General features: G+C 70.0%; 16 protein-coding genes. 10 read left to right on the forward strand and 6 right to left on the reverse strand.

From position 1 onward, the window contains the following. Nucleotides 1-25 precede the first annotated feature (25 nt). Nucleotides 26-874, reverse strand: coding sequence for a hypothetical protein (locus OG422_RS23290; RefSeq protein ID WP_143942863.1), 849 nt, complete (start codon nucleotides 872-874; stop codon nucleotides 26-28). Further along, on the reverse strand, nucleotides 874-2,091 hold the full coding sequence (gene eccE / locus OG422_RS23295) for a type VII secretion protein EccE (RefSeq protein WP_405745128.1): 1,218 nt from the start codon (nucleotides 2,089-2,091) through the stop codon (nucleotides 874-876). Before eccE ends, OG422_RS23290 begins: the two co-directional genes overlap by 1 nt. A gap of 335 nt (nucleotides 2,092-2,426) precedes the next feature. Between eccE and OG422_RS23300 the strand changes: the two genes are divergently transcribed. From OG422_RS23300 to OG422_RS23330, 7 genes are all read left to right on the forward strand, one after another. After that, a complete protein-coding gene (locus OG422_RS23300) occupies nucleotides 2,427-4,112 on the forward strand; it encodes a type VII secretion protein EccB (protein WP_405745131.1) in 1,686 nt (561 codons plus the stop codon). A gap of 386 nt (nucleotides 4,113-4,498) precedes the next feature. Further along, on the forward strand, nucleotides 4,499-4,822 hold the full coding sequence (locus OG422_RS23305) for a WXG100 family type VII secretion target (RefSeq protein WP_143942860.1): 324 nt from the start codon (nucleotides 4,499-4,501) through the stop codon (nucleotides 4,820-4,822). Between the two features lie 122 nt (nucleotides 4,823-4,944). Then, the gene (locus tag OG422_RS23310; protein ID WP_143942859.1) at nucleotides 4,945-5,232 is read left to right on the forward strand and encodes a WXG100 family type VII secretion target; all 288 of its coding nucleotides are present in this window, start codon (nucleotides 4,945-4,947) and stop codon (nucleotides 5,230-5,232) included. Between the two features lie 192 nt (nucleotides 5,233-5,424). Continuing rightward, the gene (mycP, locus tag OG422_RS23315) at nucleotides 5,425-6,705 is read left to right on the forward strand and encodes a type VII secretion-associated serine protease mycosin (RefSeq protein ID WP_405745136.1); all 1,281 of its coding nucleotides are present in this window, start codon (nucleotides 5,425-5,427) and stop codon (nucleotides 6,703-6,705) included. Continuing rightward, entirely contained in the window at nucleotides 6,698-7,027 is a 330-nt protein-coding gene (locus OG422_RS23320) for a hypothetical protein (RefSeq protein ID WP_143942857.1), read from the forward strand. Before mycP ends, OG422_RS23320 begins: the two co-directional genes overlap by 8 nt. Nucleotides 7,028-7,096: 69 nt before the next feature. Then, nucleotides 7,097-8,551: a hypothetical protein gene (locus OG422_RS23325; RefSeq protein WP_405745139.1), complete on the forward strand. Its 1,455-nt coding sequence runs from the start codon at nucleotides 7,097-7,099 to the stop codon at nucleotides 8,549-8,551. Between the two features lie 115 nt (nucleotides 8,552-8,666). After that, entirely contained in the window at nucleotides 8,667-9,974 is a 1,308-nt protein-coding gene (locus OG422_RS23330; protein WP_405745142.1) for a S8 family serine peptidase, read from the forward strand. 215 nt (nucleotides 9,975-10,189) lie between these two features. Here the strand turns inward: OG422_RS23330 and OG422_RS23335 are convergent, their stop codons facing one another. Both OG422_RS23335 and OG422_RS23340 read right to left on the reverse strand, forming a co-directional pair. Further along, the gene (locus OG422_RS23335; protein ID WP_405745145.1) at nucleotides 10,190-11,254 is read right to left on the reverse strand and encodes a PE-PGRS family protein; all 1,065 of its coding nucleotides are present in this window, start codon (nucleotides 11,252-11,254) and stop codon (nucleotides 10,190-10,192) included. 138 nt (nucleotides 11,255-11,392) lie between these two features. Next, on the reverse strand, nucleotides 11,393-11,689 hold the full coding sequence (locus OG422_RS23340) for a hypothetical protein (protein WP_251076736.1): 297 nt from the start codon (nucleotides 11,687-11,689) through the stop codon (nucleotides 11,393-11,395). Nucleotides 11,690-12,102: 413 nt separating this feature from the next. Between OG422_RS23340 and OG422_RS23345 the strand changes: the two genes are divergently transcribed. Continuing rightward, complete coding sequence (locus OG422_RS23345) at nucleotides 12,103-12,399, forward strand: hypothetical protein (protein ID WP_143943675.1); 297 nt, start codon at nucleotides 12,103-12,105, stop codon at nucleotides 12,397-12,399. Between the two features lie 357 nt (nucleotides 12,400-12,756). Here the strand turns inward: OG422_RS23345 and OG422_RS23350 are convergent, their stop codons facing one another. Together OG422_RS23350 and OG422_RS23355 are read right to left on the reverse strand one after the other, a co-directional pair. After that, a complete protein-coding gene (locus OG422_RS23350) occupies nucleotides 12,757-14,769 on the reverse strand; it encodes an ATP-binding protein (RefSeq protein WP_405745149.1) in 2,013 nt (670 codons plus the stop codon). Nucleotides 14,770-15,154: 385 nt separating this feature from the next. Further along, a complete protein-coding gene (locus OG422_RS23355) occupies nucleotides 15,155-15,562 on the reverse strand; it encodes a hypothetical protein (RefSeq protein ID WP_143943672.1) in 408 nt (135 codons plus the stop codon). A gap of 237 nt (nucleotides 15,563-15,799) precedes the next feature. On the opposite strand from OG422_RS23355, the gene OG422_RS23360 reads away from it, so the two are divergent. Both OG422_RS23360 and OG422_RS23365 read left to right on the forward strand, forming a co-directional pair. Beyond that, the gene (locus OG422_RS23360) at nucleotides 15,800-16,108 is read left to right on the forward strand and encodes a hypothetical protein (protein ID WP_143943671.1); all 309 of its coding nucleotides are present in this window, start codon (nucleotides 15,800-15,802) and stop codon (nucleotides 16,106-16,108) included. After that, complete coding sequence (locus tag OG422_RS23365) at nucleotides 16,105-16,866, forward strand: WXG100 family type VII secretion target (RefSeq protein ID WP_143943670.1); 762 nt, start codon at nucleotides 16,105-16,107, stop codon at nucleotides 16,864-16,866. The genes OG422_RS23360 and OG422_RS23365 overlap by 4 nt, the downstream gene beginning before the upstream one ends. The last annotated feature ends 179 nt before the right edge of the window (nucleotides 16,867-17,045 follow it).

The raw sequence follows: 17,045 nt of genomic DNA on the forward strand, positions 1-17,045 counted from the left end.
GGCGGGCGCGGTGCGCCCGGGGCCGTCAGTCCATCCGGCGCGGCCCGCCGAGCAGGTTGGTCTCCGCCTCGGTGGGCTGCGTCATCACGAACTGGTGGCTGTCGCGGGTGCACCAGAGCATCGCGTTGTCACTGAGCGTCGGCAGCACCGCGCCGACCTGCTCCGGCAGCCGCATGATGCGCGTCACGACCTCCGCCTCCTCCGGCGACAGCCGCTGGAGCCCGACCAGATCCGCCCGGCTCAGCATCTGGGGCGACCGCGGCCCGAGGAACGGCAGCACGGTGAGCACCGACTGCCACGGGCTCGGCGCCAGTTGATTGCGCGGGGGGCGCGCGCCCATGTCCCGCACCACCAGCACGGGGCTGGAGACCGACGGTCCCTGGGGCGCGATCTGACGCACCTCGTGCACCGACACGCACTGCTGACCGCCACCGGCGGCCTGCGCCATCTGCCCCCAGGCCGGCGGCCGCGCCGTCTCCACCGCGACCCGCGCCCCGGTGGCGACCGTACGCAGCGCCAGCACCTGCGCCATCCACATGCTGCCGACCAGCGCGATCTCCAGCGGCGCGGGGCGCAGCAGGCTCAGCACCGCGGGCTGGTTCTGCGGGTCGATGCCGATGATGACACCGTCGTCGCCGACCGGCAGGGTCAGCGAGGCCAGCGAATCGGCCGTCAGCACATGCGGGCTGCGGCGCGGACCGCGCAGCCCGAAACCCGGCTGCGGCGTCGGCCCGGACTGCGCCGACCGCTGCTCGTCCGGACGCGGCTGGTGCGACGGGCGGCGCTCCTGGCCGGTGTCCGGCGCGCCGATGGGCGGATTGCGCCAGCCCGTCCCCGAGTTGTTCACGCGCGGCTGATACGTGGGAGAGGCCATCAGCGGGTACCTCCGAGGGGGAGCGTGGCGAGCAGGCCGGGCAGCTGTTCCCGGTCGAGCCGGACGAGACCGACCTTCGCCGAACCGGAACGCCGCTCCAACTCCCGCTGTGCGGCGTCGAGTTCGTTCTCACTGCGGGTCGACAGCCGGACGTAACCCGAGATCGCGGGCGCCCGCCCGCTGCCGTGCGTCGCGGTCAGCGCGAAGGTGCTCGCCATCGCCGCGGTGCTGGTCAGCAGCTGGGTGACGGCCGCCAACGGCGCACCGCCGGGGCCGAGCTGGGGCCAGCGCCCGATCCAGTACGTGGTGTGCCAGCGGTCGTCGCAGCGCCATGCCCGCGTCGTCTCCTGGGTGCGGCGCCCGGAGCGGCCGTCCCGCCCCATGGCGCCGTTGGCGGCCCGCGGACTCACGCACACCGCCGTGCCGACCGCGGCCACGACCTCCCGCTCGGCCAGCACGCGCGCCCGGACGCCGTGCGCGGTCAGACGGCTCACCAGCTGGTCGGCGGCGCGCAGCAGCGACCGCTTGGCGCCTTCCATACCGCCACCGCGCGCCTCGATCGCCTCCGCGCACAGCTCCGGATCGAGCTTGAGCGCGATCCACGTCAGCTGCACGGCCGGGGTCTGGGACTGTGCCTGCAGCGGCGCGTACGACCGGGCGGCGACGGCCTGTTCGGGCAGGTGCGGCGCCGGGGCCGGCTGGGTGTACTGCACGTACTGCACGGATTCGAGGTGAATGTCCTCGATGTCGAGCGCGGTGTGCAACACATCGAGCGGCAGCATGTGGCTCCCGCGGGCGGGCCGCAGCGGTTCGTCCCGGGGCTCGACCTGCACCAGCGCGGTCAGGAAGGTGCCGTCCCCGACGAAGCCGACGGCGCGCTGCTCGGCGTCGGCGTACTCGTACGTGCGCAGCGCCGGGTCACACTCGACGACCGGGGCGAAGGCCGGCTCGACGCCCTGCGTCACCGCCGTGCTCGCGGCCTTGCCGCGGCGCTTCATCGCGCGCACGGTCGTGATCCACTCGGGGAGCGGGATCCGGCGGCGCCGGCCGAGCGCGAAGATGACGAGGACGGCGGCCAGCACGGCTGCGACGGTCAGCGCGATCACGTTGACGGACGCCCCGACCAGGACCAGTGCGGCGGCAATCTCGATGATGGCCAACTGCTGGACGCGGACCGGGCCGATGCTGCCGATCTGAGGTCGCAGGCGTGGGGCCACCGGTCCGCCCGACGAACTCCGGCCCCTTTCCCTGCTGTTGGCCGGATCTGATCCGTCCTGGCCGCCGTTTTCCGCGTTGCGCGGTGCCGTGGAAGGCTGTTGCTGCTGTTGCCGCCCATTGCGGCGTCGAGCCCTGGTGGCGCTGGACATCCCCCGGCCTGCTCCTCTACTGGTGGTGTGGCCTCGCGGCGTATCAATCGCCGTTGAGACTGGTGCGTTGGAAGGTGGCACCCGTACCGTACGGGTCGATCGACACACGGCATAGTAGAGGGCGCTACGGCGTGAGTGCCGGGGGCGGTCGAGGTGGATCCGACACGCGGGGAGAGAAAGCAACAATGGCATCACGTCGGGACGAGCTCAATGCGTATTCATTCGCGCGGAAGCGTACGAATGCCGCATTTCTGAAGCCGCTGCCGAGCGGGTCGATCGAGAGTGCGCCGCGCCCTCTGAAGGCTGTGCTGCCGAGCGTCCTGATGGGCGTCGTGATCCTGGTCGGCTTCGGTGCCTGCGGCATCGTGATGCCGGTGGCGCCCCAGGGGTGGGACGCGGTCGGGGAAAACGTCATTGTGGGGTCCGATTCGACCACCCGTTACGTCGTTCTGGACGGCGACAACAGTCAGGGTAAGAAGGAGAAACTCCTCCACCCCGTCCTGAACCTCGCCTCCGCGAAACTCCTTCTCGACCCCGACAAGTACAAAGTCGTGAACGTCAAGGAATCCGAGCTGGACGGAAAGATCGCGCACGGTCCCGCCGTCGGAATTCCGTTCGCCCCCGACCGTCTCCCCAATGCCACGGACGCGGGGAAGGCGAAGACCTGGGCCGTCTGCGACCGTCCAGGCAGCGGCGTCAACAGCAGGGCCCAGCAGGCCGTGTTCGTGCTCGGGGGCAAGGACAAGAGTCTCGTCGAGGACAAGGGGCGTCTCGACATGCACCAGGTGCTCTTCGTGCGCGACCCGCAGAAGAAGCTCTGGCTGGTCGACCACAACGGCTTCAAGTTCGCGCTCGACGCCTCCCTGGGCGGGCGCAACACCGCGCTGGTGGGCACGGGCGCGAAGGACCCCGACCTGCTCCTGCGCCGCGTGCTCTTCAAGGAGGCGGAGCCGCAGGACGTGACGCAGCAGTGGATCGACACCCTCATCCAGAGCCCGGTGCCGATCTACCTGCCGATGATCAAGGGAGCCGGCCAGCCCTCGCACGCCGAGGGCGTCCCGTCGCAGTACCGGACCATCGGCACCGTCCTCGAAATCCCCGGCAGCGCGGATCAGAGCACGACGGATGGCGAGAAGGCGGGCAAAAAATACGTCGTCACCGCGGAGGGCGTACAGCAGGTGTCGGGCTTCGTCGCCAAACTCCTGATGGAGGGCCCGAACGCCCAAAAGGTGCACCCCGATGGCTCGCTCATGAGGGCGGAGCAGGTCTCCACCTCCAGCATCACCCCGATGACGGATGATAATGGGCGGTTCATCTCGTACCTGGGCAAGGTGCCGCACACCGATGTGGACATGCCCTGGCCGACCGAAGAGGTCGACATGGCCAACAACTTCGCCGAGGGCTCCCAGACCGGCGGTCTGACCACCCCGACCGACAACGGCGTCTCCTGCAGCCTCTACGACGGCACCACCACCAAGCTCCCCGGCGGCGCGGACAAGGCCCTCGGCTACCCCAACGGCCTGCCGAACATGGGCACCTGGATCGGCAAGGACTACCCGGCGAAGATCGCGAGCGGCGCCTCCTCCTACGTCACGCCCGGCAGCGGCCAGCTCCTCCAGCGGGTCCGCACACCCCAGGAGAAGGACGGCTCGCTCTACCTGATCACCGACACCGGGCTGCGCTACCGGGTGCCGGTCAACAACGACAGTTCCGAAAAGGCGGGCAACGCCAAGCAGGAGGTCAACCAGGCGGCCCTGCGGCTCGGGTACAAGGGCGTCCACGCGGAGCCCATGCTGATGACGTGGGTGGACCTGCTGTCGGAGGGCCCGGCGCTCAGCGTCGGGGCCGCCCGGAAGACCGGCACGTCGTAACGGGGCGGCGGGAGGCACGGCCGCCCGCGCTGCCTCGCGCCGGATTCCGCGGGCGGGTCACCGGTTTCCGGTGACCCGCCCGGCTATTTCCGGATTTGCTCCACGGCTTCCCTTACCCCCCGGAAGAAGCCCGGGAAAATCTTGATGTGTTTCTCCGCGGACCGATAGAATCGCATGTGTCCGCTTCGCGTGACGATTCCGTCGAACTGGCCTTACGGGGCGGCCAGTTGGGGTTGTGGTGATCCCGTCACAACATTGCTCCCTCTGTTGGGGGCCGCCGTACGGAGTGGTTAAAGTGGTCGATGGCGCCAGCAGGCGGCGCCGACCGCGCGGCACCCTCACCGGTGCGGTGCGGGTGACGTGCGAGTCTCATGGGGGACGTTGCGATGAGTAATCAGTTCACAGTCACCGAAGAAGAGATGGTCGCGTTCAGCGGCAAGATCGGGTCGGTCACCCAGGCGATCGAGGGTGAGATCCGGCACCTGAACACGGTCGTCGACAACATCACCTCCGGTTGGAAGGGCCAGGCGGCCAATTCGTACAACCAGCTTCAGTCGAAGGTGAACGAAGACGCGACTCGCATCAACCAGCTTCTGAGCGAGATCAAGGAAGCGATCGACGGCACGACCAAGAACTACGCGGCCTCGGAAGAAGCGCAGAACGCATCGATGTCCCACGTGTCCTCCTCCTCGGACTCCCCCTTCGGGTGAGCCCGGCGCCGCTACGGCGGCACACGGTGAGTCAGCAATCGCGGTAATCACGATTCGGCGTTCGCCGAACGGTACCGCGGCCATGTGAATCGATCAGTTCCAGAAACTCCCGAGGAGACATCATGTCGGGCCACATTCTCGTCAATTCCGAGACGATCGAGCAGGCGTCCCAGGATGTGAAGCGCACCGCCAACCAGATCCGGCAGCAGCTGGAAGACCTGGAGGCCGGTGTCAAGCGGATCGCCACCACCTGGGAAGGTGCGGCGAAGGAGGGCTACCAGGCCCGCCAGCGCGAGTGGGACAAGCGCGCGGACTCCCTGCAGCGGACGCTGGAGGCCATCTCCAAGGCGCTCCACGAGGCATCCGTGAACTACCGCGACACGGAGCACCGGAACGCCGCCATGTGGTAGGAGCTTCCGCCGCCGCAGGTGGAAACGGCTAACGGCTGAGCAGCCACGAGGCTCGCACAGTGGCAGAAGAGGGCGGGCGCGCTGCACCAGTGCGCCCGCCCTTCTGGCGTCCACACCCGCACCCGCACTGCTCGTTTCCGTACCCCATGGCCACCTCGGCACCGCTTCTTCGCCTCGTCCCGTCCACCACGCATGGAGAGCAGACAACCCGTGGGATCTCGCGCCAACGGTCACCGAGCAGGGCACCACCGCCGCGCGGCAGGCGCATTGGTGACAACGGCCTGCACCATCGCTCTTTCCGGTGTCACCGCCCTCCCGGCGGCCGCGGACGAGAACGTTCCGCTGAACAGCGGTGAGTGCAAGTTCAACACCACCGACATCAAAGAGACCCCGTGGTCCCTGCAGCGCCTGATGATGCAGCAGCTGTGGGCGCACACCAAGGGCGAAGGGGTCCGCGTCGCCGTCATCGACACGGGCATCGATGCCGGGAACGACCAGATCAAACCGGCCATCGGGGCCGGGGGTAAGACCTTCGTCAAGGACGGCAAGGCCACGGAGGACCGGGTGGGCCACGGCACCAAGGTCGCCGGCATCATTGCCGCGCAGCCGCGGTCCACGTCCGGCTTCTACGGCCTCGCGCCCGCGGCCAAGGTGATCCCGTTCCAGCAGACCGACCAGGAGAAGCCCGGCACCGCCGACAGCCTTGCGAAGGCCGTCAGCGCGGCCGTCGACGAGGGCGTCGACATCATCAACATCTCCCAGGGCACGGACGCGAGCGAGGACCTGCTCCCCACTCTGAAGGCGGCGGTCGCCAAGGCCGCGGACAGGGGCGTCCTCATCGTCGCCTCGGCGGGCAACGACGGCGCCTCCGGCAAGGAGAAGCGCATGTACCCGGCGGCGTTCCAGGAGTACGACAACGTCCTGGCCGTCGCCGCCTCCGACCGCAACAACGAACGCGCGGCCTTCTCGCAGCCCGGCGACTACGTCGACATCGCGGCGCCCGGCGTCGACATGGTCTCCACGGTGCCGGACGGCGGCAACTGCGTGGACCAGGGCACCAGTTTCGCCGCCCCGTACGCGGCCGGCGCCGCGGCGCTCCTCAAGTCCCTGCACAAGGACTGGAAGCCGCGGGAGCTGATCTGGCACCTGGAACAGACCGCCGAACGCGTCAACCGCGGCCCGGACCACAACATCGGCTGGGGCGTCATCGACCCGGTGGCCGCCCTCAACGACACCACCAGGCCCACCGGCCACCCCACTCCGGACAAGCCCACCAGCCAGAACAACACCAAGATCCAACCGGCCGCCCTCACCATCGGCGAGAGCCCGGAGGACCGGCGGGCGCGGATTTCCCTCTACATTGTGGGCGGAGGACTTCTGGCGGTCGCCGCAGTGGTGGGTGCGTCCATCGCGCTTCGGGACTGGCGGCGGAAGACGGCAATCGCATCACACGGGGAGACACATCATGGGTGATCAATACCGCGTTGATCTCAGCGCACTCGAGGACACGGTCCGGAAGCTCAACGGCATCATCAAGGACCTCGGCAACGCGCACGCGGATACGCGCTACAAGACGTCGCTGTCGCCGAATGCGCTGGGTGCCGATGCTCCCGGCGCCACCTTCCTGGAGGCGCGCAAGCTGACGGAAGCCCATACGGAGATGAAGACGCACATCGAAGAGATCGTGCAGCATCTCAACGACGTCATGGGTAAGTTCGGCACCAACACGCGTAAGGCACACGGCAATTACCAGGACCAGGAAGCAGCAACCGCCGGGAGTATGTCCGGTGAGTGATCCGAGGTTTCGGTCGGTCGAGCGCGGAGGACCCGCGGCTGGTGTGGAGAAGCAGAGGGGGAGAAGGTCATGAGCGGTGGCGATGCTGAGTACATCCCGGCAACGATGTGTTATGCCGCGAAGCACGAAACGAACTTCGCCGAGATGGACATGGACACCATGCAGGGCATGGTGAAGGCGTCCAACCCGAGTGAGGTGCACAACGTCTCCCATGGCTGGAAGGACGTTCACGACCAGCTCGTGGGCGGCAGCAGCGGAGGCATCAAGGGAGCCTTCGACAAGGCTGTCGAAGAAGTCCTCGCACACTGGCAGGGGCCGTCGGCGGAGAAGTTCAGGGCGCAGGCCAACAAGATCAGCAAGAAGATCTCGGACTGCTCTCTCTACGCCGACTACACGTCGCGCGCGATGAAGAACGCGGCGAACGTGCTGGAGCAGCTCAAGCCCGAGGTCGAGTCGATGGAGAAGCCCGGCAAGGTCGACAGCGCCGTCAACTGGTTTGAGGACGGTGGAAGCCGCGACGATGCGGGCCTCAAGCGCGATCTCGCCAACCCGGGCATGACCACACAGCAGGCACTGGACAACAACTCCGGCAACCTGTCGTCGGGCAAGGAGCAGCAGCTCCGTATGGCCGTCAAGATGGAACAGCTGGGCGCGGCTTACGTCTCGCAGGCCAAGGCCATGGGGACGTGGAAGGGCGGCAAGCGCCGGGACGACTCGGAAGACTATCCCGGCACGCCGGGCGGAGAGCCGCCTGCTGCCATCCCCATGCCGGTGCCCTCGGGCGGCCCGGGGCCCGGCAAGGCCGAGACCCCGTCGTTCAAGCCCGTCGGCAAGGGGCCGGGGTTCTCGTCCGACGGCTTGCACGCGCCTAAGCCGTCGGGGGTCAGCGGTGGGATTTCGACACAGCCCGGCAAGGGCTCGTACACACCCGACGTCAACACCGGGCTCGACAGCTTCCAGCCCCCGAAGGGCGGCGGCGGAGGTGGCCTGTCCGGCGGTATCGGCGGTGGTGTCGGCGGCGGCCTGAACGGCGGTGCCGGTGGCGGTATCGGTGGCGGCACCGGAGCAGGTGGCGGCGGAATCGGCGGCGGCGGTATCGGCGGTGGTATGGGCGTCGCGGGTGGCGGTGGAGCAGGTGCCGGCGCTCGTGGTGCAGGCCGCACCGGAATGCCCGGGATGGGCGGCGCCGCGGGCGCCGGTAAGGGCGCCGGGGCCAAGGGCGCGGGCGGCGCCGGCCGTGGTGGAGCCCTTGCCCGTCAGAAGGGCGGTGTCATCGGCGCCGGCAAGGGCAAGGCCAGCGGTGCCGGACAAGGAGGTTCGGGACTGCACCGCAGCCGCGGCGGAGCGCAGGCCGGCGCCGGCGCCGGCGGCCGTCGTCCCGCGGGCATGGCGGGTGCACCCGGCGTGCACGGCGCCAAGGGCAAGGAGAAGGGGCAGAACAACGGCGAGCGTCCCGACTACCTTGTCGAGGACGAAGAGACCTGGGCGTCGGAGCGTAACGTTGCGCCGAAGGTCATCGAGTAAGAACCTGTCGGCTGTCGATCGGTGGTAACAAGGCGGGGCCCTGGCTCTCCGGGCCGGGGCCCCGTCCTGTTGGGAGAGGTGTAATGACATGAGCTTCACTCGGAAGCTACGTGTGGTGAGTGGCGCGGTGGTGGCCGGTGCGCTGCTCTTCGGCACCGCACCGGTTGCGTCGGCGGATCAGATCAGAGATGCGCAGTGGCCTCTGAAGGCATTCGATGCCGAGAAGATCTGGGAGCTTTCGACGGGTAAGGGGGTGACCGTCGCCGTTATCGATGACGGCGTCGACTCCCGGCATCCCGACCTCAAGGGAAATGTTCTCCCCGGCAAGGATTTCAACGATGGGGGATCCGCCGATCCGGAGGACGGGGACACCCACGGTACGCAGATGGCGTCGGAGATCGCCGGTCACGGGCACGGCCTGGGAGGGGCTTCCGGAGTCAAGGGTCTGGCGCCCGATGCGAAGATTCTTCCTGTGCGGGACTCCGGCACGACGGAAAAGGGCTTCGGCCCGGCCATTCGCTACTCAGTCGATCACGGCGCCTCGGTCATCAACATTTCGCAGGCCGTCTCCACGAAGAGCGATGGCGACGTCGAAGCCATCGCCTACGCGCTGAAGCACGATGTGCTGGTGGTGACCTCGTCCGGAAATGAAGGAAAGGGCGCGGAAGCAATTGAGTACCCGGGCAGCTACCCCGGTGTCCTGACGGTTGGCGGTGTCCAGAACTCCGGAGAGATCTGGAGCAAGTCCAACTACGGTCCCCCCGTCCTGCTGAGCGCTCCGGCCGTCGGGATCGTATCGGCCGGGAACAGTGGCACCTCCATGTACCAGAAGGGTACGGGAACGTCCGACGCGACTGCCTATGTGTCGGCTTCCATCGCTCTTCTTCGGGAGAAGTTTCCCGACCTCTCCGTAGGCCAGCTGGTCAACCGCCTCACCAAGAGTGCCGGTCTCCCGGCTTCGGCGAAGGGGAGTCAGCTTCCCGATCAGAAGTATGGCTACGGATTCATTCAGCCGCTCGCCGCGCTCAAGCGGGATATTCCGGCCGGGCCGAAGAACGGGCCGTTGAAGATGCCGACGGCTGCTTCCTCGCCGGCCGCAGGGGATTCGGCGGTTTCGCAGGGCAACGACGGGTCCGGGGACTCGACGCAGGCCGCGAGCAAGGCAGGGATGAGTCCGCTCTTCATCGTGATCATCGTGGTCGGGGGCCTCGTTGTCATCGGGATCGTTCTGGCGATCGTGCTGATGGTGGTGCGGCGCAAGGGCCGGCGGAATGGGCCGCCGCCGGGTGGACCCGGTGCTCCCGGTTTCGGCGGGCAGCAGGTGCCGTATCAGCAGCAGGGTGGCGTTCCCGGGCAGTACTCCGCGCCGCCTGGCCAGTACCCGCCGCCTCCCGGGCAGTACCCGCCGCCTCCCGGGCAGTGACGCAGGGATGAGGCCGCCGCTGGGACGTCGAGTGGGTGGCTGAAGCAGACGATGAGCGGGGCCTGCTGCAACGTAGGGACGTTGCAGCAGGCCCCGCCCCGTTATGCGTTCGCAGTCATTGCGGCCTGCCGGGAGCCGGATGTCCGGCAGGGCGAGTCCCCAGACTGCGGCCCCTGGCCCTGGCCCTGGCCCCGGCGCCGGGGCCGCGGCTCGGCTCAGCCGAAGACGGACCGTACGTGTTCCCTGGCCGTGTCCGTGTGTTCCTGGTGGCGGGTGGCGGCGCCGCCGGTGTGGTGGTCTGCCTGGCGTTGGGCGTGGTTCAGGCCGCGTTCGGTGAGGTCGGACTGGGCGCGGTCGACGTAGGCGGTGGGGTCGGTGAGGCTGGTGACGCCGTCCTGATAGGTCTGCAGCCTTTCGCCCGCGTCCTTCTGGACGTCGTCGGCGTACTCGTTGGCCTTTTCCTTGCCGATGTCGGCGGTTTCGTTCCACCGGATGCCGTCGCGTTCGCCGAAGTGGGTTTCGATGCCCTGTTCGGCGACGTTCTGACCCATCTCCGTGCCGGCTTCCTTGGCCTTTTCCTTGGCGCCCTCGACGAGGGTTTCCTTGGCGAATTCCCTGGCCTGGTCCTTGCCCGCGGTGACGGCCTTGTCCTTGACCTCTTCCTTGACGGTCTTCTTGATGTAGTCGGCCGCCAGTTTGCGGGATTCCTTGGAGACCGCCTTCTTCGCCATCTTCTTGATGGCGTCCATGGTGGCGTGCTCCATGGCTTTGGTGGCGGCCTGCATTACTTCGCGCTTGATCTTGTCGAGGATCTGCCGGACGATCAGGCGCGTCGCCTGGGTGACGCCGGCGGCACCCAATTCGGAGAGGCCCAGGGTGAAGGGCGCGGCGGCCTGTGCGGAGATGAGTTCCACGGCCAGCATCACCAGCTGGACGATGACCGCGACTTTCCCTTCGATGACGGCGAGTGCGGCGGCGTCGAAGGCGAGCGCGATGACCTCGGCCGCCGCGGCGGCGTCGCGGAGATAGTTGTCGCCGCTGTTCCCGCCGCCGGCGAAAGAGCCCCACTCGTCGGTGAATCCCTCAATGGCTTCACCGGAGTTGGCGGACGTCACCTCGTTGGCCGCGGACGAGCCCTGGGACAGGGCTTCGTTGACCTGCTCGGCGAAGGTGCGCCAGGCCGCTGCGCATGCGAAAAGCGCGTCCTCATCGGCCTCGGGCCATTCGTATCCCAGGAGGTCCAGGACCCAGGTGACCTCTCCTGGAAGCGTCAGTGACACGGTGTTGTCCCCCGTACGGTGTGGCAGAGAAGTGTGACGTGGCCGCGGTCAGTGGGCCGAGCTGTGGGAATGGATGCCGGGTGGTACCGGGAAATCTGGGAGCGCGATGCGGGATCGCGCGGCGGCGTCGCCCCCCCGTTAGATCACGGGGCGGCCGACGGCGCTGATGGTGTGGATGCCCTGGTCGTCGGAGTCCGCGTAGGACTGGGCCATCTCGCCGAGCTTCTCGCCTATTCCTTCGAGGCGTTCTCCGAGCGAGTCCATCGACGTGAACATGCCCTTTTTGACCGGGTCGTAGATGGTCTCGAAGATCTCGCCGAAGTCGCACTTATTCCAGGGGTCGCCGATGCCCTCGAGATCGTCCTGAAGTTTCTTCGACGCCTTGGAGAAGTCGCTGCCGATGTGGACGAACGCGGCGCCCTGTGCTTTCAGCACGTCGGGATCTACGTCAAAAGCCTTGCCTGCCATCGCTACCCCCGTTGCATTCCCATTTTTGCGTGGCAATTTTCACATCCAACGATCTCACTTTAAATGATCTGTATGGCGCCATGCCACATGGGGTTGTGCGGAATCTGTGGGAATTGTGGAGTGTTAATGGTGGAGCGGGGCAGCGGGGGAGTTAGCTTCCGTTCGGGAGGCGGGGGAACCGTGCAGTGGTGATGCGGTGGGGAATTCCCGGGAATGGCAAGGCGAAGGTGGAGGAAGGGGAGGGGGTGGGGGAAGGGCATCGGGGAGGGAGGTCATGTTCCCGGTGGGGTGAGGTGGCGAACGGGGCGCTGTGGCGGGGGTGTTGTGCGGTGGAGAGTGCGGGCGGGGGCGGGCGTGGCGGTCCCGTAGCATCTCGGATCATGGAAGCAGCCAGGGGCGAGGAGCCTCTTTCGGGGGAACGGGCGGCGACGCCCCGTCAGGCGCGGCGGATACGGATCGCCCTGGCCTCGGTGATGATGGGCGCGATGGCCGCGGTGCTGGTGGTACGGCTGGCCAGCCGGACCTCGGTGCTGGTGGTCGGGGTGTACGGGGCGGCGCTCGTGCTGTGCGGCGTGGTGATCGAACTCAGCCGCCACGGCCGTACCCGGCTGGGGAGTTGGCTGCTCGGCGTCGGACTGGCCGCGGCCCTCGCCGCGGACTGGCTGTTGCTGCCGTGAGTGTGCCGCTGCTGCGTCAGTCCTGAATGTGTCGCCGCCGCGGTTCCGTCAGCCCTGACTCTGCCGTCGCCGTCGCCGCTCCGTGAATTGGTCGCCGTCGCCCCCGTGCGGCCGCACCATGCGCCTGCGGCCGCAAGCCCCAAAGTCGTAAGCAAAGCGCAAGCCCCAAGCCGTAAGCCCTCAGGCGGTGCGGGTCTCCGGAGGCGGGCGCCGCCCGCCGGCGGCCGGGCCGGTCTCCGGAGGCGGCGGCACGGCCCACACCACCCAGCCGAGAGCGAACTCCCTGGCGGCGCGGGCCCGGCGCCCCCTCGGGGTTGAGCCAGCGGTCCGCCGTGGCGTGTGCCTGCTGCTGGGTGATCACGAGCGGTCTCCTGCGGGGCCGGGAGAGGAGGGCACGCCGGCGGGGCCGGGTTGAGCCGGGGCGGTGGGCGGCGTCGTGAGGATCCGCCGGGCGGTGACGCCGCGTTCGGTGGCGATCAGCAGGACGCCGTCCGCCGACAGATCGGCGCCGAGGACGGGCGTATCGGTGATCACCGCCGCCACCACCTCCTGGGTACCCCGGTCCCACACGCGCACATAGCCGCCGCCCCGGCTGAGGCCGAACGGCGAGGCGGCGCGCTCCTCCTCGGACGGGCGCACCACCTGCTCGGGCGCCGCATCGAGCGGGATCCCGTCCGTCAGGGTGTGGACGACGAACGCACCGTCGCCGCCGGGCAGCGGGCGGGCGCCCGGCGTCGCGGCGGGCACCCGGCTGACCGCCACCGGCACGGGGACCGGCCCGCCCGGCAGCACCCCGGCGGTGACGGCGGTCGCCCCGGCGGGCGGCAGGCTCCACAGGGTGCGCCACGGCAGGGTGAGGCCGAGGCCGTGCAGCGCCTGCGCGTACGGCGCCAGCCCGTCCTCGACGAACGCCGTCTCCAGGAACGCCGCGCGGAGGGCGGGCGTCGCCTGCGTACGGGTCAGCAGCGGCGCCGTGCGCAGATACGTACGGGCCGGGGCGCCCAGCTCCTGGAGCGGTACGGCCTCGACGGCGGCGCGCAGCACCACCGGGTCGGTATGGACGAACAGGCCCGGGTCGGTGAGGAGTTGGGGCAGCAGCCCGGCGTCCAGGGTGTGCCCGGCGAGGTGGTCGCGGACGTACGGGTCGGCCCGGGACCAGTCCTGGCCGGGCACCGCCTCCAGCAGCTTCATGGCGATCCGGGTCTGCGCGCCCCGGGCGTCGGGCAGCCCGTCCCGGATCTCCGCGGCGAGCGCGGGGTGGGCGATCCGGATCAGGGTCCGGCCGTCGGCCCCGTCCTCGGCGTCGGACGGGGCCTCCACCGGGTCCACGAACGGGGCGGTCAGCAGCATGCCCTCGGCCAGCTCGCGGCTCAGATCGCGCTCCGCGACGGCGCTCGCCAGCGCGCCCCACAGCGGGAGCGGCAGCCCGTCGCCCTCGGCCAGCGCGAGCGGCGCCAGCAGCAGCCGCAGCAGGCCCGGGTCCGCGCCCAGCCGTCGGGCGTGCAGATCGACCGCCTGCCCCACGGTGGCGGGCAGCCGCTCCGTAGCGGCCGGGTCGAAGCCCTCCGGCGCCAGCAGCGCGGACCGTACGGCCAGTTCCACCGTCAGATGGCTCCCGGCGGCGCGGGCGGCCAGCGCCCCGGCGAGCGCCTCGCGCGGTCGTGGGCCGGTGGTGAACGGCAGGGCGGGCGCCCCCCGGGCCGGGTCGAGCGCCGTCGCGGCGTGCGCCACCAGCCCGTCCGGATCGGCCCACTCCGGTGCGTCGAGGTCGATGATCTGCGCCTGGCCCTGTGGCAGCCCCGCGGTCAGCTCGGCGGCCAGCTCGCGCGGGACGACGGCCAGCAGCTGCACGGTGGGGACGGCGGCGAGCGGCGCGAGGACCTCGCGCACCAGGCGGGCCGGTTCCCCGGCGGCGCGCACGGGGCCCGCCGCCGCGACATCCGGGACCACCAGCGTCACCGGCTCCTCGCGCGCGCCCAGCTCGGTGAAGATGTCGGCGGTGCGGGTGGCGGCGAGCTCGAAGTGGTCGGCGACGGTCCACAGCAGCTGCGCCGCGGTGAGCCCGTCGGGGCGCGGCACGGCGGGCGCGGGGAGGTCCGGCGGTACGGTCGCCGGGTCCAGCTCGTCCAGCGGCAGCCGGGTACGGAACTCCGGGTCGCACAGCATCAGGAAACCGGTGAGCAGCCGTCCGCGTCCGCTGCCCGGGGCGCCGGTCAGCGCGATGACGCGGGGCGCGCCGGGCCAGCTCATCCGCCAGGCGGCGAGGGCGCGGAGCGCCGCGGTGCGGCCGCCGATGTACGGATGCGGTGCGTATCCGGGCGCCGTGGCGCCGTCCGTCCGCGAGGCGTCGATGACTTCCTCGTCCCCCATGAATCCCGCCCTTCACCGTCGTTCTCCGGCTCCACCGGCGATCCTATGATCCGGGCCGCGCCCCCGGAGCCGGCGGGGCAGGCTGTTCCGGAACCGGTACACGGGTGCGCTCCGTTGACCGCGGACCGGGTGTCGGGCGCCCGATCCGTTGTCCGGCGCACGGTTTTCGGGCCAAAAGCCCCGTACTCCCGATTTCCGTACGCGATTTACGGGAAAAGAGCGCGCGGGGTATCTCCACTGCGCGCGCCGCAGGCACTTCTGTGTGAAGAAAGCGAGGGAATCAGGAAAGGGAGCGGGGCAGGGCCCGGAGGAATGGCGGGGCGAAACGGGAAGCGGGGTGAGGGGAAGAGACCCGGCTCCTCCCCTCACCCCGCATCCCGCGGTCTCAGTTCCGGTGGGAGGAGCCGCCGCGGCCACGGCGCGGACCGGTGACGAGCTGGGAGGACGGGCCGTCGCGCTCGGCGCGCTCCTTGTCCTCCTGCTCGTCCTGCTGCTTCTGCCAGGCGGCGAACTTTTCGCGCGACTCCTCGCGCTCCGCCATCGTCTGGTTCTCCGCCGCGCGCCGGATCTCCCCGATGCGGTCGCCGATCGCGTCCATGTACGTCGGCGTCTGGACCGCTTCCTTCATGCCGATCCGCCCGGCCAGGACCTCCTTGGCCATCTCCTGGAGCGGACCGCCGACGTTCGGGTTGTCCGCCAGGGTCTTCAGCGCCTTGCGCAGCCGGTGCGCCTGCTCCGGATCCTGGGCGACGTCCATCAGGTCCGCGTCCTGGATCTGCCGTTCGTTGCTCATGCTGCCCCCTTGAACGTGTGGCACAGCAACCACATGTGCTGCACCGGCGTCACGAGTCTAATGACGGGTGGGAAGAGGGCGTCAAGGCGGGTTGTCTCTATTGCCGGATATCGCGTACCGCGCATTCCGGGTACCACCGTCCGGCCGCCGAACGGTGAGGTGGCCGCCCTTTGCCGGTGTGCTACATCTGAGACGATGTCCGGCAGGTCACTGCCCATCAAATTCGGGGAGAAAATGATGTCCGACGAAGTCCGGACCGATACCGAGCAGTTGCACAAGCTCGGCGCGGTCTTCGAAAAACATGCGGACGATCTGGCACGGCAGTTGACCGCATTCCGGCGCAGGGCCGACGCCACCGCGCTGCGCGACGGTTTCGGCGACGAGGAGGCGGCCCGTTCGCACAGGGAACTGTACGAGCAGGCCGAACGCGCCCTCGGGCAGCTGCGGGAGCGGCTCGCCGAGGTCGGCGGCGGCATACGGCGGACGGCCGCCTCGACGCAGGCGGTCGAGGACGAGCTGGACACGATGATCAGGAGTGCCGGATGACGGGGCGGGGCAATCCGGAGGCGCTGCACGAGGCGGCGGCCGGGTGGCGGGAGATGGGCAGCCACCTCGACGGCATGGTGCGCGAGCTGGACAAGCATGTGGGCCGGGCGGCGGCCGCCGACTGGCAGGGCCCGGCGGGCGAGGCGTTCGCCGCCGACTGGCACCGCCTCAAGCGGTCGGTGGACGAGACGCTGCCGGTCTTCGAACTGGCCGCCGCCGACCTGGAATCCGCCGCGTCCCGGCCCGCCGCGCCGGAGCACGAGGGTGAGGCGAAGGACGCCCCGGCGCCCGCCGCGCCCGTCGGCAACTCCTCGGACGGCGGCCGCGATCTGATGTACGGAGTCATGGCCCTCGGGCAGCTGGGCAACGCGCTCGGCGGCTTCGCCCGGGGCAAGGGCGGCGGGAGCGGCGGCCAGGGCAGCCGGCCGCCGCTGAAGGGCGAATGGGCGGTCTCCGACGCGCCCGCGGGCCCCGACCCGTTCGGCCCCGGTGGCCCCCGCCGCGGCGGCGCCGGTATCGCCAAGGGGGCCCGCACCCCGGACGGCGCGGCCGCCGCATCCGGTACGGGCGGGCCGAAGAACGCCGCACCGGCGGGCAAGGGCTCCGGCGGCCCGGATGCGGCGGCCGCGCCGTCCGCCGCCCCGGCACCCGCCGCGGCCCCGGACGCCAAGCCCTCCGGCGGCACCGACCCGGCCGGGGGCACCACTCCGGCAGGCGGCGTCCGCCCCGATGTCGGCAGGCACGGCGCCTTCGGCTGAGCCGCCCCGGGGGCCCGGGCCGGTCGCGGGACCCCGGGCCCGCCCACCAGGACGGGCCCGGCCGGTCGCGGGAACCCTCCCCGGCCCCGTACGGAACGCGAGAACAACTCCCCCCACCACGGCGGTGGGGCGCCCCTCCGAAGAGGGACGCCCCACCGCCGTCGTCCATCCCGAGGACC

It is taken from the genome of Streptomyces sp. NBC_01525, assembly GCF_045040405.1.
Classification (GTDB): Bacteria; Actinomycetota; Actinomycetes; order Streptomycetales; family Streptomycetaceae; genus Streptomyces; species Streptomyces benahoarensis.